16 protein-coding genes and 1 pseudogene are annotated in these 25,679 nt (G+C 40.2%); 8 read left to right on the forward strand and 9 right to left on the reverse strand.

Going from position 1 to position 25,679, the window contains the following annotated elements; genetic code table 11:
* Positions 1 to 375: 375 nt before the first annotated feature.
* Positions 376 to 2,586, reverse strand: coding sequence for a carboxy terminal-processing peptidase (locus FTT85_RS01400; RefSeq protein ID WP_180182659.1), 2,211 nt, complete (start codon positions 2,584 to 2,586; stop codon positions 376 to 378).
* A gap of 200 nt (positions 2,587 to 2,786) precedes the next feature.
* Here FTT85_RS01400 and nagZ point away from each other — a divergent pair, with 200 nt between their 5' ends.
* Together nagZ and FTT85_RS01410 are read left to right on the forward strand one after the other, a co-directional pair.
* Positions 2,787 to 3,809, forward strand: coding sequence for a beta-N-acetylhexosaminidase (gene nagZ / locus FTT85_RS01405; protein ID WP_078192696.1), 1,023 nt, complete (start codon positions 2,787 to 2,789; stop codon positions 3,807 to 3,809).
* Between the two features lie 130 nt (positions 3,810 to 3,939).
* A complete protein-coding gene (locus FTT85_RS01410) occupies positions 3,940 to 4,809 on the forward strand; it encodes a class I SAM-dependent methyltransferase (protein WP_180182660.1) in 870 nt (289 codons plus the stop codon).
* A 27-nt stretch (positions 4,810 to 4,836) separates the two neighbouring features.
* Here FTT85_RS01410 and FTT85_RS01415 read toward each other — a convergent pair whose 3' ends face one another.
* Positions 4,837 to 6,165, reverse strand: coding sequence for an alpha/beta fold hydrolase (locus FTT85_RS01415; protein WP_180182661.1), 1,329 nt, complete (start codon positions 6,163 to 6,165; stop codon positions 4,837 to 4,839).
* 303 nt (positions 6,166 to 6,468) lie between these two features.
* Between FTT85_RS01415 and FTT85_RS01420 the strand changes: the two genes are divergently transcribed.
* From FTT85_RS01420 to FTT85_RS01435, 4 genes are all read left to right on the forward strand, one after another.
* Positions 6,469 to 7,734, forward strand: coding sequence for a glutamate-5-semialdehyde dehydrogenase (locus FTT85_RS01420; RefSeq protein ID WP_180182662.1), 1,266 nt, complete (start codon positions 6,469 to 6,471; stop codon positions 7,732 to 7,734).
* A 494-nt stretch (positions 7,735 to 8,228) separates the two neighbouring features.
* The gene (locus FTT85_RS01425; RefSeq protein WP_078192700.1) at positions 8,229 to 9,446 is read left to right on the forward strand and encodes an acetate/propionate family kinase; all 1,218 of its coding nucleotides are present in this window, start codon (positions 8,229 to 8,231) and stop codon (positions 9,444 to 9,446) included.
* A gap of 59 nt (positions 9,447 to 9,505) precedes the next feature.
* On the forward strand, positions 9,506 to 11,647 hold the full coding sequence (gene pta, locus FTT85_RS01430) for a phosphate acetyltransferase (protein ID WP_180182663.1): 2,142 nt from the start codon (positions 9,506 to 9,508) through the stop codon (positions 11,645 to 11,647).
* Between the two features lie 188 nt (positions 11,648 to 11,835).
* On the forward strand, positions 11,836 to 12,582 hold the full coding sequence (locus tag FTT85_RS01435) for a phosphatase PAP2 family protein (protein ID WP_180182664.1): 747 nt from the start codon (positions 11,836 to 11,838) through the stop codon (positions 12,580 to 12,582).
* 151 nt (positions 12,583 to 12,733) lie between these two features.
* Here the strand turns inward: FTT85_RS01435 and FTT85_RS01440 are convergent, their stop codons facing one another.
* The 3 genes and pseudogenes from FTT85_RS01440 to FTT85_RS18925 form a co-directional block, all read right to left on the reverse strand.
* Positions 12,734 to 14,356: an alkaline phosphatase gene (locus tag FTT85_RS01440; protein WP_180182665.1), complete on the reverse strand. Its 1,623-nt coding sequence runs from the start codon at positions 14,354 to 14,356 to the stop codon at positions 12,734 to 12,736.
* A 48-nt stretch (positions 14,357 to 14,404) separates the two neighbouring features.
* The gene (locus FTT85_RS01445; protein ID WP_162689716.1) at positions 14,405 to 15,625 is read right to left on the reverse strand and encodes an OprD family outer membrane porin; all 1,221 of its coding nucleotides are present in this window, start codon (positions 15,623 to 15,625) and stop codon (positions 14,405 to 14,407) included.
* A 221-nt stretch (positions 15,626 to 15,846) separates the two neighbouring features.
* A pseudogene (locus tag FTT85_RS18925) lies at positions 15,847 to 16,059 on the reverse strand (GNAT family N-acetyltransferase); the annotation flags it as partial.
* A gap of 1,020 nt (positions 16,060 to 17,079) precedes the next feature.
* Between FTT85_RS18925 and FTT85_RS01455 the strand changes: the two are divergent.
* The gene (locus tag FTT85_RS01455; RefSeq protein ID WP_180182666.1) at positions 17,080 to 18,606 is read left to right on the forward strand and encodes a fumarate hydratase; all 1,527 of its coding nucleotides are present in this window, start codon (positions 17,080 to 17,082) and stop codon (positions 18,604 to 18,606) included.
* A gap of 130 nt (positions 18,607 to 18,736) precedes the next feature.
* Here FTT85_RS01455 and FTT85_RS01460 read toward each other — a convergent pair whose 3' ends face one another.
* The 4 genes from FTT85_RS01460 to tig all read right to left on the reverse strand — a co-directional run bounded on the left by FTT85_RS01460 (position 18,737) and on the right by tig (position 23,085).
* Positions 18,737 to 19,450, reverse strand: coding sequence for a DUF2846 domain-containing protein (locus FTT85_RS01460; RefSeq protein ID WP_180026011.1), 714 nt, complete (start codon positions 19,448 to 19,450; stop codon positions 18,737 to 18,739).
* 163 nt (positions 19,451 to 19,613) lie between these two features.
* The gene (gene clpX, locus FTT85_RS01465) at positions 19,614 to 20,924 is read right to left on the reverse strand and encodes an ATP-dependent protease ATP-binding subunit ClpX (RefSeq protein ID WP_111884049.1); all 1,311 of its coding nucleotides are present in this window, start codon (positions 20,922 to 20,924) and stop codon (positions 19,614 to 19,616) included.
* Between the two features lie 29 nt (positions 20,925 to 20,953).
* Positions 20,954 to 21,559 (reverse strand): ATP-dependent Clp endopeptidase proteolytic subunit ClpP, encoded by a 606-nt coding sequence (gene clpP / locus FTT85_RS01470; protein ID WP_078192707.1) that lies wholly within the window; start codon positions 21,557 to 21,559, stop codon positions 20,954 to 20,956.
* A gap of 194 nt (positions 21,560 to 21,753) precedes the next feature.
* Positions 21,754 to 23,085: a trigger factor gene (tig, locus tag FTT85_RS01475; RefSeq protein ID WP_078192708.1), complete on the reverse strand. Its 1,332-nt coding sequence runs from the start codon at positions 23,083 to 23,085 to the stop codon at positions 21,754 to 21,756.
* 271 nt (positions 23,086 to 23,356) lie between these two features.
* Between tig and FTT85_RS01480 the strand changes: the two genes are divergently transcribed.
* Positions 23,357 to 25,531, forward strand: coding sequence for a TonB-dependent receptor domain-containing protein (locus FTT85_RS01480; RefSeq protein ID WP_180182667.1), 2,175 nt, complete (start codon positions 23,357 to 23,359; stop codon positions 25,529 to 25,531).
* Positions 25,532 to 25,679 lie beyond the last annotated feature (148 nt).

The raw sequence follows: 25,679 nt of genomic DNA on the forward strand, positions 1-25,679 counted from the left end.
TTCCCTTTAACTTGTTACATTTTCAATTACTTACTTATTTTCTCTTAGAATCTATTAGTCTACGGTAATGGTCAAGTCTTTCTTTCAAGATTTTAAGCAACTGATTAATTTAAAAAAATAAAGCTTGATGAAGTTCACTAAAATTTAAACTTTTGATAAAAATTGCATCAGGTGTTTATTATTTTAGAACAGTGTCTAATCATAATAAAATGAATAAGTTAGAATCATTTATAGATTGCTTTCTAGATTTAAATCGAACACCGCCCTACTCACAAAAAAATAGCGAGCCGTAGCTCGCTATTTCTCAATGGATAAATTCATCTTTTCTGTCAAAAACTCAAGCAATCATCTCAATGTTATTTATGGATGAATTACTTACTTTTTGGCTGTTGTTGTATGCGTTTTGCCTTGTAATTTGGCATAGTCCATTAGCACGTTTGCTGCTTCCGTCACAAAGACTTCTTCTTCAGGCAGTGCTGGACGTTGGTTTGCCTTCATTTTTGCACGTGCCTCCACCAATGCATCCATAGACGCTTGGTAGCTTTCCCAGTTGGCATAAGGTTTTTGACCCACCACTTTACGACGCTGATTTTCAGCATCCAAAGACTTTTGCTCTAGTGCCAACAGCTCGGCTTTACGCTTCGCTAAGTCAAGCACCACACGCTTTTGCTCTTCTGTCTTTTTCGCAATCGCAGTACGTTGCTCTAAATATTTAAATTGCGGATCAATGCTGACACGTTGCTGAGATGACTTAATCAAATCGGGAACATAGGCTTGGATCGAGCCTTCACGTTTAAACGGTGCTGTAGGAATGGTATCCCACTGTAAAGCATTTTTCGCTTTACGTTCACCAAACTCTTCATTGTAAATATCAACCAACTTAATATCAGGCACGACCCCTTTATTTTGGGTACTGCCGCCAGTCACGCGGTAAAATTTACGTTGCGTTAAGGTTGCTTGACCATAGGCTAAAGAGTCAAGTTGTACCTGCGCTGTTCCTTTACCCGTTGTGGTGCTACCAATCACCACACCACGTTCATAGTCTTGAATCGCAGCAGAATAAATTTCACTCGCAGACGCCGAAGCCAAGTTAATCAATACTGCCAATGGACCTGCATAAGTTTGCGCGCCCCCATCATCATCTTCAAACACGCTGACATTGCCATTGCCATCACGGATTTGCACCACTGGACCTGATTTAATCACTTGACCAAGCATACGTGCCACTTCTTCAAGTGAGCCACCAGGGTTGTTACGTAAGTCAATGATGATGCCTTCAACATTTTGCGCATCTAAAGTTTTTAAGGCTTTATTGGTATCTTCTGACACAGAGCGGTATTCTGTACCTGCACGACGGGCACGATAGTTCAAGTAAAACGATGGAATTTCAATTACACCGAACTTATGCTTTTTGCCATCACGCTCAATTTCAACGGTACGTGAACGCACGCCTGCATCTTCTTCTTGAATCACATCACGTACAATTGTGACATTTCGCGCTTGATTCATGGACGCACCAGCACCCAATAAACGTAGAGTCACTTTGGTGCCACGTTTACCACGAATCAGTCCGACAATTTCATTGCTCGGCCAACCGATCACATCCACCATTTTGTCGCCATCTTGTGCAACACCAACAATGCGATCACCTGACTTGACTTGTCCTGATTTGCTGGCTGGACCACCTTCTACAATCGTTTCAATTTTAGTGTAGTCTTCGTTGCCACGTTCAGGACGAATCGACACCCCAATCCCTTCCAATTGCAGCGTGGTTTGACGGTTCAATTCCATCGCATCTACAGGTGGAAAGTAATTACTGTGCGGATCATACGTCAGCATCATGGCATTCAGAGTTTTGTCAAGCACATCATCGCTTTTTAAACGACTAATCCGCTCTAACTGACGCGTATAACGCTTGGTTAAAGTCTGTACAGGTGTTAAGTCTTCAGGACCTGTTAAGTCTTGACCATTTGCCAGTGTTGGGTCATCTTTCAACGCTTTTTGTTTGGCTTTCTCTTCTTCTTTGCTGATGGTTAAATTGATCAGCTGAGAGACCAACATTTTATTCCAATGCGCACGCTGTTCTTCTGTCGATTTAAAGAATGGCGCTTTTTCACGATCGGTTTCGATGTAGTTATTCGGTTGATTTAAATTCTGTGGCTTTTTCAGCTCTTCCAACATATAGGTGTAGAACTGTTTTAAGCGCTCACGATATTGCGCATGAATCGCATACGGCCCTGTTAAATTGCCCGCTTTGAGATTTGCACCAAAAGTTGAACCATAACGTTTTTTATAATTTTCAATATCCGATGCCAAGAACAACGTATGTTCAGCATCTAAACTATCAATATAAAAATCTAAAATACGGTTAGATGTATTGGCATCTAAACGCTGATTTAAATAGTGTTGACGGTCTACCAATGTTGCAAGCTGACGTGAGACCAAGGCTTGCTCTTGTGTGGGCTGAATAGTACCCGCGCTCACTGCTTCTGTATTATTGGCAGCAATTGCGTCATTCACCACATGAGTGAAAAAGAATCCACCTGTCGCAATCGCAACGGCACAAGCTAATGTTTGAAGTTTCATAAATAATTTGTACTTCCTTGGTATTAAGACCAATATTACCGTGTTGGTTTTCGACCTGAATTGAATAGATTCAAAATCTTAAACAACTTAATATGTTTATGTCGTGTAGTTTTATCATATTCTCTGCTGACAAAGTGTAGCAAATCATTGCAGAATTCAGGTATTGTTTTTCCTTAAAAATTCCAACACGGACACCGAATATGATTGGCGCATTAATGCTCGACATTGCTGGCACAGAACTTACCCAAGAAGATATTGAACTATTACAGGCACCACAAGTTGGCGGCATGATTTTATTTGGTCGCAACATTGAATCTCCTGAACAAGTTCGTGCCCTAACCGACCATATGCGTCAAATCCGTCCTGATATTTTAATTGCCGTCGATCAGGAAGGTGGTCGTGTACAACGATTAAAACAAGGCTTCACACTCTTACCAGCTATGGGTAAGTTTGGAGAACTTTACTTAACTGAACCTGAAAAAGCTGTTGAACTGGCTGAACAATGTGGCTGGTTGATGGCAGCTGAAGTCCTTGCGGTCGGCATCGATTTTAGTTTTGCACCAGTGCTGGACCTAAATGATGTCAGTGATGTGATTGGTGACCGTGGTTTTGCCAAAAATATGCAAGACATCATTCCACTGGCAAGTGCTTTCTTAAAAGGTATGAAACGTGCGGGGATGGCATCTACAGGTAAGCATTTCCCAGGCCATGGCTCGGTGAAAGCAGACTCACATGTTGCTGCTGCCATTGACCATCGTAGTTATGAAGAAATCTATCAAAAAGACATGCAAAGCTTTATTCAACTGCAACCACAGCTTGATGCCTTAATGCCTGCGCATGTGATTTATGAAAATATTGATCTTAATCCTGCTGGATTTTCACCGTATTGGATTCAGAAAGTCTTACGTCAAGAGCTCCAATTTGATGGCGTTTTATTCTCCGATGATTTAAGCATGCAAGCCGCTTGTGTCGCTGGCGGCGCAGATGCTCGTATCCAAGCAGCATTAAATGCAGGTTGTGATATGGGCCTTGTATGTAATAACCGTGAATCTGCATGCATTGCGCTGGATGGCATTCAAAACTTGGCTCTCCCAAATCAAGAACGCCTAGAACGTATGCGCGGTAAAATCCCACAAATTGAGATTGGACAAAGCATTGAACTCGGAGCGGACTGGCAAAACGTGCGTAACCGTATTGTGGATTTTAAAAATCAATATTGCTAATCCAAGACTTTCAAAATTCTAGAAAATGGAGCACGACAAGGTGCTCCTTTTTGATTTATGATGAAGACAAAATAAGTGCTTCGGCGCTATACAAAAATTGCCAATAAAAACAACATTAGGTCAGGACGACATGACACAAAGTTTATCGGAACATCGACACATTTCCTTTACTGCACATTACACCGGCTATATTTGGTACAGCATGGGGATTTCGCATCCCGTTTTTGCCACACGTAAAGGCAAATTTTTAGCACGTTTAGTCCATCCTTTAGAAAGCTGGGCAGAAAAGAATGTGGGCGGTAGCATGCGTTCGACGCTTAAACAGCGCCATGCCATGATCGATCAACATTTAGATCAATTCATTACCCAACACCCTCAGCTACAAGTACTCGAAATTGCCTGTGGCCTCTCCCCGCGCGGTTGGAATTTTCGCACCAAGCATCCTGAAATTGACTATCGTGAACTCGACTTGCCGGATATGGCAAAAATCAAAACACAAGCACTCAAACAAATTGACCCGCATGCCCCTGAGGTCTTAACTGGTGACATTTTTACTCAAGATTTTGAACGTATTTTTCAGAGTTTTGACCCTGAACGTCCTTTGGTGGTGATTAGCGAAGGTCTGATTAATTATTTTGATCAAACCCTACTGAATAAGTTATTGCAAGGGATCACCGAATATGGCGCCTCGTTTCAGGAATTACATTATCTGACCGACATCTATCCAGAACCCGTCAAGAACCGTTTAGCACGCTTTATTTGGGCCAGTAGTAAATTACTCAAAGTTATGTCACGCAGCGCTTTTACTTTTCATTTTCAATCCCCTGCTGAATTACAGCAGTTTTTCACCCATACAGGATTTGAAGAAGTAAAAGTCGTTCAGCCGGCCTTATACTTTCTACAACAGCAGCAAGAACAAGTGATTCCTTTTCACGATGCAGAGCAGCACTGTGGAGATTTGGTTTGGATGGTCCATGCTAAAACAAAAAAACAGCGCTAAAGCGCTGTTTTTTTATATGTTCATGTTTTAACTTACAGCTTCTAATATCAACACATCTTCTTTTTGGCGTTGTACAAAGCGCAATAAACGCTCCGCCAACTCAAAACTACCATGCTTAAACAAAGCACGAACCTGCGTATCTACAACGTCAAAGATGAGACATTCAATTTTAAACTCACCTTCTTCATCTTCTAGATGTAATGCCAAATCCCGTGGATATGCATGCATGAAGTCCAACATTTCAGCCTGCACATTCAACAACACGCCAAAATAATTTAAATCCGTAATTTGAGTATCAACCACAAGGTCTGAATGGCGATGAGATAAATGCGTGAATGGCTGTTGTACACTCACCCGCGCTTCGCCACGGCGTTCGATATTTTGCATTTGCTCTCGGCTCATTGGAATGATCCCTTCCAACTGCTGAATAGACTCACCGCGTAGATAAGTTGCAAACAAATTCATGGTTTCCTTACGGCGTTGCAACTGCGGTAAATGATCCGCATTGGCAATCATGGCAAATTGCATATTCGGACATTGCAACGCAAAGCCCGCATTTTCATGTGGCAAAGTAAAACTGTCGTACTGCCCGCAAGACACCAATACATCACACTGTGGAATCGGCACGTCTTGCAAACGCAGCAAACGATTACAGTTAATGTCATAACGCTCTTGTTCGGTATTGGTGAATTCAGCCATTTGTCTAAAGAACAAACGCTTCGCTGTCGGTGACATCCGCGTCACATCCAGTTTCGCATGATTAACCAAATACAAAATCACCGCTTGACCAAATTCATCCATGCGCTGTTCTTTCATCAAATGCAAGGATTCTTCAAGCAACATGCGCCAGCTCTTGCGCGTTTTTTGCATTACGCCCATCAATATCATGCGGTCAATCAATTCAGGACGTTGATCCGCCAGTCCTGCAGCCACCACTGAACCTAGTGACATCCCCATCACGGATACTTTTTCTAGCCCAACAACATCCAACCAAACGCCTAACATCTGTGCCAGATCACCCAACTCTAAAGTCCCTGCCGACACCGAAGTATCGACATTGGTAATTTGCTGATTTGAGCCCATAGAGGGTAAATCAATTAAAATAATAGGTCCTGCCGCAAATAGTTGTTCGACACAATATTTGTAGGAATTAAAGTTTTGAAATGCCCCACCAATAATAACAATCGGGGTGCGATGAATGGTTTCAGGTTGTGCAATGGCCATATATTCGACCTTCCAGCCATCAATCCATGTCGTTCTGGCAGGCTGTTTAAAGCTTTGCTTGTCATACAGATCGAAAAAACTGTAATGCGTACTTTCCTGTACGGTGGGATCCATTTGGATAATGGAATTCATATTCCTTTCCTCCATTCCTGCCTTATTTTTATTGTCAGGAATTCATTTAGAGACTCTGCTCGACTTAGCGTCCTGCTCTTTAATCGTTATTTGTACGACTTCAATGTCGCTATTGTTTCATTCTATACAGAGGTTCATTTTACAAGCAACTGATATCCCCGCCGCTTATCTACTTTTGCTCTAAAAACAATTTCAAAATGTTAATTCTAGTCAGCAAGTACAGTCGAATATGCACTTAAGTGCTTCATTGTTCAGTCACAGGCTGTTAATATCGAGTTGAAATTTCTAAGTGATCAAACCGCTATGCAAGAGTCTATTGAACAATACATGCAAACGGTAGGACAGCAAGCACGCACAGCATCACGTGTGCTCGCAGGGGCTTCTACCCAGACTAAAAATAATGCCTTATCAGCAATTTATACTGCTTTACAAAACAGTGAAACTGCAATTTTGGCAGCTAACCAAGTGGATATGACCAAAGCGCATAACAACAACTTGGATAGTGCTCTACTTGATCGCTTAGAACTTACCCCCACACGCTTTAAAGGCATGCTCCAAGGTCTAAAAGATGTAATCGCACTCACTGACCCGATTGGCGAAATCACCGATATGGCCTTTCGTCCGACAGGTATTCAGCTGGGCAAAATGCGCGTACCGCTAGGTGTTGTCGGCATGATTTACGAATCTCGCCCAAATGTCACCCTTGAAGCCGCATCTTTAGCGCTTAAATCAGGTAACGCGATTATTTTACGTGGTGGTTCTGAAGCTTTGGAATCTAACCAAGCAATTGCGGCAGCGATTCAACATGGCTTAAGTGCCGCAGGTGTGCCTGAACATGCCGTTCAAGTCATTAATACCCCAGACCGTGCTGCGGTTGGCCAATTAATTACTATGCCTGAATATGTCGATGTGATCGTACCTCGTGGTGGCAAAAGCTTAATTGAACGTATTACCAATGAAGCACGTGTGCCTGTTATCAAACATCTTGATGGTAACTGCCATGTTTTTGTGGAAGCTCAGGCTGATTTGCAAAAAGCATTACCTATTGCGCTCAATGCCAAAACACACCGTTATGGCGTATGTAATGCCATGGAAACCTTACTTGTCGATGAAAATGTCGCTGAGGAATTTTTACCACGCATTGCTGAACTCTATGCGGAGAAAAAAGTTGAACTGCGTGGCTGTGCTGAAACGCAGCGCATTTTGGGCGAATCGATTGTTCCTGCAACTGAGGAAGATTGGTATACCGAATACTTAGGCCCGATTTTGGCAGTGAAAGTCGTTACAGGCCTAGATGAAGCGATTGAGCACATCAACAAATATGGCTCACACCATACCGACTCAATCATTACCGAAAACTTTAGTCTGGCTCGTCAGTTCTTGGCGCGTGTAGATTCGAGTTCAGTGATGATTAATGCCTCAACGCGTTTTGCAGATGGTTTTGAATATGGTCTTGGTGCTGAGATTGGTATTTCAACCGATAAAATCCATGCACGTGGTCCAGTTGGTCTTGAAGGTCTAACTTCTCAAAAATGGATTGTGTTTGGTGATGGTCAAATTCGTCAATAACACTTAATAAGATAATGAAAGCTGTGCTTTTCTGAGTAAAGGTGCAGCTTTTTTATGGTGATTTAAAAAAATTAGACCCAGGGTTCATATATTGAAATATAAGCCTGTAAACACACAGGATCTAGAATTGAAACACAGATTTTTTGACAATTAAATGTTTGAGAAGAATAAGAAAAAATTAATTTACCTGCTTTTTTGCAACAATTTGAGGATTACAGCGCAGCGAACGCATGTTATGTTCTATGTATATCCCTTAAATCGTATAAATTTTGAGGACTATTTTATTAATAAATGAAAACTATGAACTGATAAATTTTAATTATTATTGTGCTCAGGGTCGATAGTGCTTAAGTCTAATCTCCTAAAGTCTATCTAGAACGATAAAAAAACCCATGATAAAACATCATCACAGATCTAAATTGCATCAATCAATATAACTGCAATCAGATCAATATTATGGATAAGTATTTCAATTAGAATTCGGGTATTTAAACGTGTCTACATCAGTATTAGTAATTAACTGCGGATCTTCTTCTATCAAATATGCGTTAGTTTCTGAGCGCCGTGAAGATCGTATTTTTGGTCTAGCCGAGAACCTAGGTTCTGCTGATGCACGTATTAAAGGGGTCACTACAGGTGGTGATGCGCTTGAGCTGTCTATTCCACATGCTGACCATGAAAAAGCCCTCGAAACTATTTTAGAGCGTTTGGCTCACCATAATCCTCAAGCGATTGGTCACCGTGTTGTTCACGGCGGTACATTAACCAAAGCTGAGCTATTAACACCAGAAATTATTGAACGTATTCGTGAAGCTACACCGCTTGCTCCATTGCATAACCCGGCTCACTTGGTAGGGATCGAAGCAACCATGCGTTTGTTCCCTGAACTTCCGCAAGTAGCCGTATTTGATACAGCATTCCACCAAACAATGCCGTCTCATGCATACCGTTATGCATTACCAAAATTCTTGTACACACAGCATAACGTGCGTCGTTATGGCTTCCATGGTACTAGCCATGCCTACGTATCTGAGCGTGGCTCAATGTTGGCAGGTAGCTTTAAACAAGGTGGCTGGTTAACTGCTCACTTAGGCAATGGTAGCTCGACTTGTGCGATTTGGAATGGTCAATCTGTAGATACGTCAATGGGTCTAACACCTCTTGAAGGTGTGGTGATGGGCACACGTAGTGGTGATGTCGACCCAAGTATTCACAGCTTCCTTGCAAGCAACTTAGGTTGGGATATCTACAAAATCGACAAGATGCTGAACAGCCAATCAGGCCTACTCGGTTTGTCTGATCTTTCAAATGACATGCGTACGTTGATCGAAGCATCGGAACAAGGCAACGAAGATGCCGCACTTGCCATTGAAGTTTTCTGCTACCGTTTAGCTAAATCTTTAGCAGGTTTAAGCTGTGGTCTGCCACGTATTGATGGTCTATTCTTTACCGGTGGTATTGGTGAAAATTCTGCCTACATTCGTGAAAAAACGGTTTCATACTTACCGCACTTTGGTTTCAACCTTAGTAAAGAATTAAATGACAACTTAAAACGCGGTACTGAAGGTCGTATTGACCACGGTACTGGCCCACAAATTTGGGTTGTTCCAACCGATGAAGAAGGCCGTATTGCCAAAGAAACTGAGCATGTTGTAGACGAGGTGACAGCGTCTGTTACAAAAAAGTCTGATGCTGAAGCTGCGATTGCATAAGCAATCGCATCAGCCCCTTCGCCTTCAATATTAATTTTTAGCTTTAATTTAGACACCGTATGAAAACAATTTTACTCGTGCCAACTGGGGAAGGTGTAGGTTTAACATCTGCATGCTTAGGTTTAATTTATGCTTTGGAATGCCAAGGGGTCAAAGCAGGTTTTCTGAAACCATTTTCACAGGAAAATGTCGCAGATACTGTAGACCGTACAACGGCTCTTTATCATCATTTATTTAATAATGAAACGGTAGAACCCATTCATCATGCCACCATCGTGAAACAACTGAGTCATGATGAAAGTGATGAATTGCTCGAAGAAGCTGTTCGTTTGCACCGTGAAATTGCAAAAAAGCATGATCTGATTATTGTTGAAGGCTTGGTTCCAAACAGCCGAGATAACTTTGCCTCAGAACTGAACGCGACATTAGCAAAAGCTCTTGATGCTAAAGTAATTATTGTCAGCACAGCAGATATTCAAAATGCCACGAAAACGGCTGAGAAAATTGACAGTTCTCTACGCCAATTCGGTGGTGCAGCATCTGAACGTACTGCGGGCGTTTTGTTTATGCGCACACGTGGTTTGCCAGAAGAATCTGCGCAAATTCCTGTCACGCTTGATCCAAATCTGCGTTTAATCAGTGATACCAATAAATTTGTACTCGAATTACAACAAAGTAATCCACAAATTGGTTCTGCACAGCTACCTGTCATTGGTCTCGTTCCATTTAGTAATACGCTCAGCGTACCTCGCATGTCTGACTTGGCAACGCATATTCAATCAGAATGGATCAACCAAGGCGATGCTGCTCATCGACGCGTACTACATAGCAGCTTAGTTGCATCTAATATTGAACATGAACTTCACAAATTTGTGGCAGGTGAACTGATTATCAGCGCCTCTGACCGTATTGATGTGTTGTTGGCTTCTAGCCTTGCAAGTAGCAATGGTATTCCACTTGCCGGTTTGGTTTTGACTGAACACCATCAACCGAACCCACAAGTTTTGGATTTCTGCCAAACCGCGATTAAGCAAGGCTTACCGATTTTACATACGCCTTTAAGCACTTTTGAAACGGCACAACAACTTTCAAATTTAGGCAATGAAATTCCTGTCGATGACGTAGAACGTGCAGAACAAGTGACCCGCTTTGTTTCAAGCCACATCAATGCTGAGTGGATTACTGAAGTATTGAATGGTTCGTATCAACCCCGTTTGTCCCCTTCTGCATTCCGTCATGAATTAGTACAAAAATCTATTGCTGCGAAAAAACGAATTGTTCTACCTGAAGGTGATGAACCACGCACCATTCAGGCGGCTGCCATTTGTCAATCACGTGGCATTGCACACTGTATTTTATTGGCAAAACCTGAAGCCGTGATTGAAGTTGCAAAAGCACGTAATATCGAACTTCCACATGATTTGGAAATTATTGATCCAGATCTGATTCGTGAAAACTATGTGCCTAAAATGGTTGAGCTGCGTAAAGGTAAACTCAATGATCTACAAGCACGTGAACAGCTACAAGATACTGTGGTTTTAGGTACCATGATGCTTGCACTCGATCAGGTGGATGGCTTAGTCTCAGGCGCAGTACATACTACGGCGAATACTGTACGTCCTGCATTCCAATTGATTAAGACTGCACCTGATTATTCATTGGTTTCTTCAGTATTCTTCATGCTGTTACCAGATGAAGTCTATGTATATGGTGACTGTGCCATTAATCCAGATCCAAATGCAGAACAGCTTGCAGAGATTGCGATTCAATCTGCAGATTCAGCGAAAGCTTTTGGTATTGACCCACGTATCGCAATGATTTCGTATTCAACAGGTACTTCTGGTGCAGGTGCAGATGTCGAGAAAGTGGCTGAAGCAACACGCATTGCCAAAGAACGCCGTCCTGATTTACTGATTGATGGCCCGCTTCAATACGATGCTGCATCGGTGGAAAGTGTGGGACGTTCTAAAGCACCTGACTCTAAAGTGGCTGGTCGTGCCAATGTGTTTATTTTCCCGGACTTAAATACAGGTAATACAACCTATAAAGCAGTTCAACGTTCTGCAAATGTAGTCAGTGTTGGCCCAATGCTGCAAGGTTTAAACAAGCCTGTAAATGACTTGTCACGTGGGGCTTTGGTCGATGACATCGTGTTTACCATTGCATTAACGGCAATTCAATCTGAACAGCAAGAAGCTTAATTTTAGTTTCGAGTTCTAAACCACCCTTTCGAAAGATTGGGTGGTTTTTTTATTCATTCCGATTTTCCCGCATTTCAATCTTATTTATATTGCGATAATTTTCATCTTATTAATTCTTGTCATCTTAGAGTCAATATTATTGCTTATGGTATGAGCGCTTTTTTAATTATTCAAAACTTAGCTATATCATGACAAACTTAAAATTTTATACTCCATGTGCCATCTCTACATTAATATGGGTTTGCTTAAGCGCACACTCCATAGCCGCAGATTCATATCTAACACCTGACTCAGCTCCAAATAGTCTTGAAATATTATCTACTCCTCCACAAGCCTATAGTACAGATTTTATTCGTGATCAAAGTATTTTCAAACAATCTCAATATTTGAAAAATACGGCTCGCTGGAAGGAAGCACAAATTGATGCTGATGTTTCAAATGCACATTTAGGGCGACCTTTTTCATCTGCATTTGGCTTAGAAATTAATGAGAAAAATACACCTATTTTATTTGAAATTTTAAGAAAGATTAAACTTGATAGTAGATACTCTACTCAAACTGCAAAAAAGAAATATAGCCGTGAACGTCCATATGGCTATTTTAATGTCAGCACTTGTACTCCTGAAGAAGAAAATGAAAAAAATCAATATGTTTCCTATCCTTCTGGACATACAACTATCGGTTGGACATATGCATTAGTCTTAGCAGAGTTACGTCCTGAGCGTCAAAGTCAAATTCTTAAACGTGGTATTGAATTTGGGCAAAGCCGAGTCGTGTGCAATATGCATTGGCAAAGTGATGTCGATGCTGGCCGTATTATGGGAGCAGCGCAATTTTCACGCCTACAGGCAGATCCACAATTCCAAGCCGATATGATTAAAGCCAAAACTGAAATTAACCATCTTATTTCTGCCACACACAAAAAATCTGATTAAAAAATCAGCATCTTGTCCCATTGCATGGATTGTAGATCACATGCATGGGCAGTGGTTTTTAATAGATGTGCATATCCAATATAAAAATAAAGCGCTTAGAACCATCTAAGCGCTTTATTTAATTTAGCAGAAGTATTTTGATACCGTTTTATTAAGATTCAATCTGCTTCAGTTCTGGCTTGCCGTAAGCCACTTCAAAACTTGCAACGGTCGTCATTTTTCCACCTGGTTTTTCAACAAAGTCTAGAACCTTTAAGTCTGTACGCATATAGTCTTTAAAAAAGTCTAAAGTCTGATAACCGCGTTGATCATTGATAAATTTGATGTGTGGATTTAACTTCAGCACATCTTCCTGCCCTGGACGAATTGGTTGACCATTGCCGGTAGAGGTTATCGATGTAGTTAAAAATTCGGTTGCAATCGATGGACTCTTAAAATCATTCAAATCACTTGGAATATTCGCTGCAAAATATTGATGCAAATCTCCTGATAAAATTACTGTATTACCATGAGGTGCATTTTTTTTGATAGATTCAATCAAGCGCTCGCGTGCGTATGGATAGCCATTCCACGTATCTTTCCCAAAATAAGCTTTGCCTGATTTGTTATAACGTACCCAAGGCATAACCTGAATTTGCTGTGCCAAGACATTCCAACGCTTATCATGGCGCATTTGCTTCGCCAACCATTGCTCTTGTGCTTTACCAAGAACCTGCTCATTTCGGCTATTTTCCGTACGGCAGTAATCTATTTTATCAAACCCATCTTCTAACTGAGCTTTGGTGCATAAAATTGGAGAACGGTACTGGCGTGTATCCAAAATATTCATCCGTAGCATTTTGCCATAATCTAAAGTGCGGTAAGCAAGGATATCTGGGCCGTTCGGCTTCTGTTTTAAACGCACAGGCATATATTCATACCATGCTTGAAACGCTGCTGCGCGGCGCAGTAAAAATATGTCTTTCTTCTCGCCTTTTTCTTCAATATCTGCAGCCCAGTTGTTATCCACTTCATGATCATCAAAAGTCATCGCAAAAGGTGCAGATGCATGTGCAGCTTGCAAATCAGGATCTGCACGGTACTGTGCATAACGAATACGATATTGCAGTAAAGTTTGAATTTCCGGACCAATATGTTGACGCGCTGGAATAGACACACGCAAGTCACCGATTGCACGTCCCCCGCCTTTACCCTCTGGTCCTTCATAAATATAGTCACCATAGTGGAAAACTAAATCTATCTCTTTTTCTTTGCTCAAGTAGTCATAAGCCGTGTAATAACCTGTTTCATAATGCTGACAGCCCACTACAGCGACTCGAACTCGTTCTGGCATTTGGTGCGCGGCAGGTGCTGATTTTGCTGTACCTACAGAACTTTCATAACCAGCCAATCTAAATCGATAATAATAGCGTGTCATCGGTGCTAAACCGGCCACTTCCACATGCACGGTGTGATGCAAGTCAGGATGTGCCTGCGCCTTCCCAGTTTGCACAATTTTCTTAAATTCAATATCTGTAGCAATATCCCAATCCACTTCAACAGCTTCCTTCGGCATCCCACCATCTACAGAAAGTGGATATGGTGCAACACGCGTCCAAATCACAAAGCCATCTGGCCAAGGTTCACCTGAGGCAACACCTAATTGAAATGGGCTAATCGGAAATTTGGCATTTGCCCACGTGCTTACTGGACTCAGTCCAGAAAATAACGCTAAAGACCCGACTCCCATCAAACCCTTTAAGAATTGACGACGATTCGAATTAATATGATTCATTTTATTTCTCTATAAACTTATTAATAAATTAATCTGATCGGTTTTGGATTAGAAAATTGGCAGGGTGTAGGTCAAGTAGATACGACTTTGTTCCTGCTTTGTTCCTGTACTTTTTTTGAATTTTCCGTATTGAGCAGTAAAACCTAAATTTTTGAATTTCCCTTCTGGAACTTTATAACGCAAGGTATAGTCAATTTCAGACTCAGTTGCACAGCCACATTTACCAAAGTCACGTCCTTGTACTTTCAGGAACGATACATTTAAGCCTTTTAAGTATTGATCATTAAAGTCATAACGATAGCCATACCAAGTCGACTTTTCCCCAGCATTGGTAAAGTTCTGCAACAAACGGTTGGTTGGTAAGTAAATGAAAGTCCCATCTGCACCGTTGTCTAAACTGCCCTGATTCATATGCAGAAAATCGCCATCATCTCCAATTTTCTGCGCGCCGAATTGCAGCTGATGATTATTGAATTTGTATTTGAAATCCACACTGGCTGTCTGGTTATCTACTTTAGCGCCATAGCCTTTTTCACCACGCTCATTAGCTCCAGTCGCTTGAGTATCAAATAAACGTAAGTCCGTATTAAAACTCTGGTTTTCACTGAATGGAAATTTGTGTTTCACGCCGATAAATTGCTGTACATAAAAATCATCCAGCTCACCGGCATAGTACTGTAGCGTTAAATTTTTATTGGGCTTCCAGTCCGCACCGCCAAACATAAACCCATCACTGGTTTCTGTTGCGCCTTTAATAGAAAGCTTTGACGCATCTCGTGATGCACGTGGAATTGCTTTAGTGACGTAACCACCTGTTAAAGTCAATCCCTTTACATCTTTAGAAGTGACTTGACCACCTAAATAGGCAGATTCGAGCAAGCGAGCAAAGCTTCGACTTAAAATGGGTAAATTAGGGCGTAACTCCCCGACTTTTACATCAGTTTTCTGATAGCGCGCTTTTAAAGTGGGATATGCACGTGTCCAATAATTTGTTGGACTACCATCACCCTCTAAAGGAAACATCAACGAATTTTTGGCTTTATCTTTACTGCCGTCTAAACGTATACCTGCTGCCGCAGTAGCATCTAAACCAAAACCGACTTGACCTTCGGTAAAACCAGATTGATAACTCAATTCAATACCTTGTCCCCAAACTGTCGAATCTTTATCGTTAGGCTCTTGATCTTGATCAAAATAATAATTTTTAAAATCTATTTCTGCTTTACTATCTTTAATAAATTCTGCTTGTGCTGCCTGCATTGTCAGCATGGGGGTGAAAACCATACAGCAGATGAGTGCTTTGTAATTCAACGTCTAACCTCTTTGGTCCTTGAGAAATACTGCAATAACCTAAAGACTCTGTATGACAATACACTTGCAATCCCATGACAATTACATGAAAAATAAAACAAATGTTTAATATAAATATTTGATAATATAAAAATTAGAGTTATTTTTTTTAAGCACTTAAATATGAAAAAAGTTGACCATTAAAAGAACTGCAAGCACTCCATTTTTTGACTGCTTAGCTCTAAGCCTGATTTTAAAGAAGATTGCTCAAGAACTTTTATAAAACCTTGTTTAGAATAAAATTGAGTAGCTCGTAAATTAATTAATTCAACACGAAGTACAATTTTTGTATAACCTTGGTTTGCTGCATATTTTTTTAGATTACATATTAAAAGATCAGCAAAACTGTTTCCCCGATAATTCTCTTACAACCACATTGCAACTACAGTAAATTCATGCTGTTTATCAATAGTACCTCCAACCATGCCTACAGCTCTCATTCCGTCAAATGCCAATAGAAACTGGCATGGTCTTTTTTGCGCAGCTCTATCACGCCATTCAGAGTCACTATGAGTTTTAATTTTTTCATCTGTTGCTATAAATACATCAGGACTGTCATGTAATGCCTTGAGCTGTAATTTTTTTCAGTATCTCCCAATCTGATTCAACAGTTGGTCGAACAGTAACAGTGCCCATTTTTAATTTTACCTGTCATCTATTTGCTTCAAATCATAACGTTTAGAATTGAAGTCTTGTAAAAAATTTGAAAGCAACAAAGATCATCGATGATTATCACACACACTGACGCAAAGACTAAAAATTAGCTATTACTCATGATTAGATTTGAAGATTTGAAGATTTGAAGATTTGAAGATTTGAAGATTTGAAGATTTGAAGATTTGAAGATTTGAAGATTTGAAGATTTGAAGATTTGAAGATTTGAAGATTTGAAGATTTGAAGATTTGAAGAAGAATATTATTTTTTATAAAATTTAAAGCAAAAAAAAAAGAAGATAAAGCTTTAGGCTTGATCTTCTTGTTGACCGTAGAACCAAGTTGCTGCGATAAACAGAGAAAAACCAATAACTGACAACACTGGAGTAACCATATATTTCACACTCTAACTTTGATGACGTCATTATGTAAAAGTTTTATGACAGTTATATGACAAATATGAAATATTCAAAAATAATAAATATTATTTAATTTCAAAATCTTAGAAACAAAAAAAATCTTCTCCTCTAGTTATGTGACAAATATTTCATGAAATATGACAGTGAAAACGTCATTTTCAGGCTATTGATGACAGCGAAACACGGTGCTGTTTAAGCCTATTAAACTTTCGGCCAAAGATTAAGCGAAATACCCACACAACTGTGTTTTTGTCTTATAATTTAGCCCGCTAGCTATCAGCCCGCTCAAGAGATATTTGTATGACAACTATTATCAAGCAAGATGACTTGATCACATCGGTAAAAGATGCGCTTCAGTTCATTTCTTACTATCACCCACAGGACTTCATCCAAGCGATGAGCCGTGCGTATGACCGTGAAGAAAACAAAGCCGCAAAAGACGCGATTGCACAAATTTTAATTAACTCTCGTATGTGTGCAGAAGGCCATCGTCCTATCTGTCAAGATACGGGTATTGTGAACGTATTTCTTGAAGTGGGCTTAGACGTTAAATTTGATTTAACCATGAGCCTAGACGATGCAATCAACGAAGGTGTACGTCAAGGTTATCTTGAAAACTCAAACATTCTTCGTGCATCAGTATTAGCTGATCCTGCTTTTGGTCGTAAAAATACCAAAGACAACACCCCTGCTGTAATTCACTACAAACTCGTTCCGGGTAATAAAGTTGATATTACTGTTGCTGCTAAAGGTGGTGGTTCAGAAAATAAATCTAAGCTTGCAATGCTTAATCCTTCTGACTCTATCGTAGATTGGGTACTTAAAACTGTTCCAACAATGGGTGCAGGTTGGTGTCCTCCTGGTATGCTCGGTATCGGTATTGGTGGTACTGCTGAAAAAGCCATGATGCTTGCAAAAGAAGCATTGATGGAAGAAATCAACATGGACGAACTCCTTCGTCGTGGCCCACAAAACCAAATCGAAGAACTTCGTATCGAAATCTTCGAAAAAGTAAATGCTTTAGGTATTGGTGCTCAAGGTCTTGGCGGTTTAACCACTGTTCTTGATATCAAAATCAAAGACTACCCATGTCACGCTGCGGGTAAACCAGTAGGTATGATTCCAAACTGTGCTGCAACTCGTCATGCGCATTTCCAATTAGACGGTTCAGGTGTAGCGCATATACAAGCGCCTAGCCTTGAAGACTACCCTGCAGTAACTTGGGATTCATCAACGTCTAAACGTGTTGACTTAGATAACATCACTCAAGAAGAAATGAACTCTTGGCAACCGGGTGACACACTACTTCTTAACGGTACAATCTATACAGGTCGTGACGCTGCGCACAAACGTATGGTTGACATGTTAAACAAAGGTGAAAAACTTCCAGTTGACCTAAAAGGTAAATTTATTTACTACGTTGGCCCTGTTGATCCAGTCGGTGACGAAGTCGTTGGTCCTGCTGGCCCAACAACTGCAACACGTATGGATAAGTTCACACGTCAAGTGCTTGAAGCAACTGGCATGTTCGGTATGATTGGTAAAGCGGATCGTGGCCCTGCTGCTGTTGAAGCAATCAAAGACAACAAAGCAACTTACCTCATGGCTGTTGGTGGTGCTGCTTACTTAGTATCAAAAGCGATTCGTGAAGCTGAAGTGGTTGCTTTCGCTGACTTAGGTATGGAAGCGATCTACAAATTTGTTGTAAAAGACATGCCAGTATCTGTAGCTGTTGACGTAAATGGTACTTCTGTACACGCGACTGCACCAAAAATCTGGCAAGCAAAAATTGGTAAAATCCCAGTAGTTGATGCTGCCGCGAACTAATTTCGCCACATTCAAGATCTAAAAAAAGCACCCCATCGGGTGCTTTTTTTAATGTCAATATTTAGGCTGTTTGTCGAATGACATTCGCTATTTAATATTTTCACACACTCAAAAACACGAGCTAATTACATTACCAAGTTAATGGATTCCACAGTTTAAAAGGCTTGGTCAACTGTACATCTTCCGCAGGATCATAATGAGGTGCTTTCAACTTCTGCGCACTTTTCCGCACTTTTCCAGTGTTTTGATCTTCTGCCACAAAGTTAAAACTGTTGGATTTCAACTCTGTAAATGCGATTTCATTTCGACCAATTTTTTCAGGCATGAGCAGCAATGGCCCTGAAACCGTTCTTTTACTGGATAAATTCTCTTCATCATATTTAATGAAGTAAGTTTGACCTGCTTCAACATCAAAGTCTAAATATTTAGGTTTTTGAAAATGATTCACCCCCAAAGGGCGACTGGACGATAAGCGGTAATTCCCTGCCGGTAACTCCACCCAGTAATAATGATTATTCAATAAACTTGGAATACGCTCACTGTTCAGAAATAAGCTGCTGGCCACAATTTCTTGACGATTCCATTTACTGTCTGGACGATATAAATACACAATCGCTGCTTGATCATGTTGAGCTTTCACTTCTTGAAAATGTCGACCTTGTTTCTGATTGACCCAACCACCAATGGTAAACATACCCAATCGATATTGCTCAATATGACCCGGTTTACTTTCAGGATCCACGGGCTTTAATGTTGAAGCCAATGACGTTTGCTCAATGGCTGATTTTCCATGACAACCCAGCAGCGCTACACTGCTTAAAAGTAGAATTGCAACTCCACGCATGATTATCCCTCACTGCGTCTTTTTTTATTTTTACACTTTTGTTTTCAGTTTTTTACATTCAGGCATCCACGCCATCCTGCTGAGATTAACATTCTGCCTTTATTTTTGGAAATAAAAAACGTGTGCAAATCTTGGATTTACACACGTTTCAGACGAATAGCGCTTAAGCAGATTTAGAGTTCACAACTTTTAAATCTGACTTCGGTGCAGCTTCTTCAGTTTTCTTTGGTTGACGTTCTGATTTAAATTCAGGTTCCGCTTCACCATTAATCACCGCTTCATTGATGACAACCGTACCCACATCTGAACGACTTGGTAGGTCATACATCGTTTCAAGCAATGAATTTTCTAAAATCGAACGTAGACCACGCGCACCCGTATTACGGTCAAGGGCTTTTTTAGCCACGGCACGTAATGCTGAGTCTTCAAATACAAGGTCAACATTTTCCATTTCAAATAAATATTGGTACTGACGTGTCAATGCATTTTTTGGTTCTGTCAGAATCTGCATCAATGCTTCTTCGTCGAGTTCTTCCAAGGTAGCAATCACAGGTAAACGACCAATAAATTCAGGAATCAGACCAAATTTAACCAAATCTGTCGCTTCAACTTGGCGGAATAAGTCAGATAATTTTTTAGTTTCATCTTTCTTACGCACTTCAGCTGTAAAGCCGATACCACCTTTTTCTTGACGCTGCTGTACGATTTTCTCTAGACCAGAGAATGCGCCACCACAGATAAACAGGATATTTGAAGTATCAATTTGAATAAATTCTTGCTGCGGATGCTTACGACCACCTTGAGGCGGAATCGACGCAACCGTACCTTCGATCATTTTCAATAACGCTTGCTGAACACCTTCACCCGATACATCACGAGTAATAGATGGGTTTTCAGACTTACGGGTAATTTTGTCGATTTCATCGATATAGATAATGCCCTTTTGCGCTTTTTCTACATCGTAATCGGCTTTTTGAAGGAGTTTTTGAACAATGTTCTCAACGTCTTCACCCACATAACCGGCTTCAGTTAAAGTCGTTGCATCTGCCATCGCAAATGGCACATCTAAAAGACGCGCAAGTGTCTGAGCAAGCAGTGTTTTACCTGAACCTGTTGGTCCAACCAACATGATGTTACTTTTCGAAATCTCTACACCGTCTTCTGGTTTTTTACCACTAGTGCCAACTTTTAGGCGTTTATAGTGGTTGTATACCGCAACAGAGAGGGTCTTTTTCGCAACATCTTGACCAATCACATATTGGTCAAGCGCAGCACGGATTTCATGCGGTTTTGGTAAAGGACGAGTTGCCCAGTCATTTGATTCAACTTGCTGACTGGTCTGAACTAGGTCAAGACATACGTCCACACACTCATTACAGATGTACGCGTCCTCACCTGCAATCAGTTTCCCGACTTCAGACTGCGTTTTACCGCAAAATGAACAATGCTTTTGTCCTTGAGGATGTTCGGACATATTCACTCCAATAATTAATTCTTTAAAACTTATGGGCGTTTAGATAAAACTTCGTCCACAAGACCGTATTCTTTCGCAGCTTGCGCTGTCATAAAATTGTCACGGTCAGTATCTCGAGCAACAGTTTCGTAGTCTTGACCACTATGCTCTGCCATTAAACGATTTAAACGTTCTTTGATGAATAGAATTTCACGTGCATGAATTTCAATGTCAGATGCCTGACCACGGAAACCACCAAGGGGTTGGTGAATCATGACACGGGCATTTTCAAGACAGTAACGTTTGCCTTTAGCACCGGCGTTAAGCAGGAATGCACCCATCGATGCTGCTTGCCCCATGCAGTAAGTCACAACATCAGGTTTAATAAATTGCATGGTATCGTAAATCGCCATACCTGCAGTAACCGAACCGCCTGGTGAGTTGATATATAAATGAATATCTTTATCTGGGTTTTCTGCTTCTAAGAACAACATTTGGGCAACAATCAAATTTGCCATGTTGTCTTCAACTTCACCGGTTAAAAAAATCACACGTTCACGCAAAAGGCGTGAATAAATATCAAAAGAACGCTCGCCACGAGATGACTGTTCTACCACCATTGGCACTAGTGCGTTTTCAATTGTTGGAACATACATACGTTATTTATTCCTAAATTTTTCTGACTCAACCCATAATTCACAATATGAGGGATATTTGTCGAAATTGCAAAAGATTCCCAATTAAATAACAGATATTTTTTTCATAAGCATTGTGAAATCAGGACAACTTATTTGGGGGCAAATTTCGATAAAAAAAGGCGCTTAATGCGCCTTTTTTTGAAAGCTAGAAATTAGCCTTGTTGACGAGCTTGTTGCTCTTTCAATAAGTCTTCATAGCTCACAGTTGTATCAGTTACTTTAGCAGAAGCTAAGATGTGATCGACAACTTGGTCTTCTAGAATAACAGCTTCGATTTGAGCACGTTGCTGTTTATCGTTGTTGAAGTATTCAATTACTTCTTTAGGATCTTCGTAAGAAGAAGCCATGTCTTCGATGTAAGCATCAACACGTGCAGCATCAACTTCAATTTTAGCATCAGCTAATACTTTGCTGACCAATACGCCAAGTTTAACTGATTTTTCAGCTTGCTCTTTGAATAGGTCATCTGGAAGCATGCTTGAATCAAACGCTTTAGCGCCTTGAGCACCAAACTGTTGAGTGAATTGTTGGATCATTTGTTGACGTTGACGGTCAATTTCTTGAGCAACCATTGCTTCTGGAAGTTCTACTTCGTTTGCAGCTACAAGCGCATCAAAAGTTGCACCTTTCACTTGGTTACGAAGACCGTTTTTCACTTCACGTTCCATGTTTTTACGCACGTCAGCTTTCAGCTTTTCAACGCCTTCTTCTTCAGTTAGACCGAAGATTTTTAAGAATTCAGCATCAACTTCTGGAAGTTTTTGTTTTTCAACAAGCTTAACAGTGATTTTGAATTGAGCAGCTTTACCAGCAAGGTTTTCAGCTTGGTAGTCTTCAGGGAAAGTTACATCGATAACTTTCTCTTCGCCTTTCTTCATACCAACGATACCGTCTTCGAAGCCAGGGATCATACGACCAGAACCAAGAACGAGTTTAAAGTCTTCAGCAGCGCCGCCTTCAAACTTCTCGCCATCAACAGTACCTTCAAAGTCGAAAGTTACTTGCATGTCTTTTTTAGCCATGCCTTTAGTTTCAACCCATGAAGCGCGTTGTTTTTGAAGATTTTCAATCATCTTCTCAACGTCTTTGTCGTCAACTGAAGTTGTTTTACGTTCAACTTCTAAACCTTCGAACTTAACTTCAACTTCTGGATAAACTTCTACAGTTGCTTCATAAACTAAAGCATCATCTTTCATTTCAGTTTTTTCAATGTTTGGCATACCAACAGCATTGATTTTTTCTTGTTGGATCGCTTCGAATACTGTGTCACGAATGATGTCGTTTACAACTTCTTGATAGATACCAGCACCGTATTCACGACGAACAACGTTTACAGGTACTTTACCTGGACGGAAGCCGTTGATCTTCACAGTTTTGGCAGTGCGTTTCAAGCGAGCTTCAAACTGCTCGTTAATACGGCTCGTCGGTACAGATACATTTAAACGACGGGCAACGCCCGAAACCGCTTCAGAAGTTACTTGCATGGCTTCCTCGATAATTTGTTAGTTAAAACAGTTTTAAAAAAAAGTGCCACATTATATGACAACAATTAAAGATATACAAAAATGGATTATAACACTATAAATTCAGGCATGGATGCCCTTCTTATTTTTAGAATTTTTCAGCTTTTTTCGAAGAAATATTGATTATTTTTTAATTCACCATTGAAAATGAGAAACTTTCTCACTATTATTCTTAATGATATTTTTTAATTTATTTTCATATATTTATCTTGTCCATATTTGGTATTCTTTTATGAGTAAATTTAATCTCAACCCTCTTTCCGCTGCTTTATTTGGGGCAATTGTAACTACTACGAGTTTCGCACATGCTGAAACGACTGAATCTCAAGCTCAACAGATGGAAACCATTGTTGTTTCTGCAGCGGGCTTTGAACAAAAGATCAAGAATGCTCCTGCTTCAATCAGTGTTGTTACAAAAGCAGACATAGAAAAGAAAAATGCTTCTAGCATTGCAGATTTACTAGCTGACATTCCGGGCATTGATATTCGTGACGGTATTGGTAAAACATCCGGCTTAAACGTAAAAATGCGTGGTCTAGGTAATGACTATGGTTTGGTTTTAATTGATGGACGTCGCCAAACAACATCTTCTGACGTAACTCCAAATGGTTTCGGTGAATCATCAAATGGTTACTTACCACCCCTTGCTGCAATTGAGCGTATTGAGGTCATTCGTGGTCCTATGGCTACTCGCTATGGCTCAGAAGCAATGGGTGGTGTAATCAACATTATTACTAAAAAAGTGTCTGATACATGGACTGGTAATGTTACTGTGAGTGGTAATCTCATGGAACATAATGGGGAAGCCGACTCAGCAAAAACCAGTTTTGTTTTAAATGGCCCTCTTATAAGCGAACGATTAGGGATGCAGCTACGCGGTTCTTATTTAGACCGTCAAAAATCTGAACGTATTCCAGGTACATCTGGCCGTGACCCACGCCCAAGTGAAGCAGATAATTTTGATTTTGGTGGTAAATTATCCTTTAACTTAGATGATAAAAATAGTTTCTGGTTAGATGGCTTCCATTCAAGTCAAAACTATAAAAATGATGATAATCGACTGGGCACTCAAGACACACAGAGCCGTGCTAATGGTTATAAAGACGAACTAGAATTTAACCGTGATCAAATTTCTGCTGGACATGAGGGGAACTATGATTTTGGTAAATGGTCATCTTACGTAAGCCATACAACTACTGAAACCGTAGGCCGTACTATTCCACGAAACACATTCCCATTAAATGCATTTGCAGGTAAAGATCGTACATTAGAAAACACTGACTTTGTTGCTGATACACATATCGTCATGCCTATTGCAGATCATAAAATCACAGTAGGTGCCGAATATAAAGAAGCAGAAATTGCTGACGATATTGCGGGCGTGGGTTCAAAATTCAAAAAAGACTCATTATCTTTCTACGCTGAAGATGAATGGCGCCTTTTAGATTCAGTTGCTTTAACTTTAGGTGGACGTTATGAAGATCATTCAGGTTTTGGTGGTCACTTCAGCCCACGAGCATATTTAGTTTGGAATACTAATGAAAATCTAACACTGAAAGGTGGTGTAAGTACGGGTTACAAAGCACCGTCTGCAAAAGCATTACACAATGGCGTGATTAGTGTTAGTGGTCAAGGTGCAACTTTTGGTGTCGGCTCTCCTAATCTTAAACCTGAAGAATCCACCAACTATGAATTAGGCTTTAATTATAACAAAGGTAGCTTTGACTTAACCACAACGGCATTCTTTAATAAAATTGAAGATCTGATAACTGATGCAGCTGACCTTTGGAACTGTTACTCTGAAACAAATCCAAACCAAGCAGGTTGTGTCAGCTATGGTTCCCATATTACTCAAGATAGTTTTTCACAAAGTATTAATGCCAATGAAGCAGAAACTAAGGGCGTTGAAGTTAGCTTGAAATACAGCATTATCCCTGAATGGGATATTAAAGCTGCATATACCTATATGGAAAGTGAGATCACAAAAGGTGAAAATAAAGGCTCGTACCTAAATAACGTACCCAAAAATGCTTTTAATATGACATCTACTTGGCATATTAATCCTTCACTCGATATTTGGTTACAGCATGAGTATAAATCTGATCGTAAACGTTATAGTACAGTCCAAACTGCTGGTGATGCTGGCATCATTTATGCTGCAACTGGCAATAAGTTGAAGGGGTATAATTTATTTAACCTCGGTACAAGTTATAGCCTTAACGACAATATTCGTATTAATGGATCTATAAATAACTTATTAGATAAAGACTTCACAAGCAATGGAACTTATATCAATAGCCAAGGTGTAGAGACATCTTACTATGACTATATGACCATTGGTTCTTCAATGGCTGGAACTTACTTAGCTGGTCGTAACTACTGGTTATCCATTTCTTATGATTTCTAACTTTTAGTACTTATAAAAGACAAAACTAAAAAACCTGTTTCGGCAGGTTTTTTTTTGCATTAACAATTACGATTTATGCTTATTTAATTCACAATCATGTCTATATTTATAATCTCAATTAAACATAAAAAAACAATATATTTTATCA

Origin of the sequence: Acinetobacter sp. YH01020, from assembly GCF_013420275.1 — a bacterium.
GTDB lineage: Bacteria > Pseudomonadota > Gammaproteobacteria > Pseudomonadales > Moraxellaceae > Acinetobacter > Acinetobacter amyesii.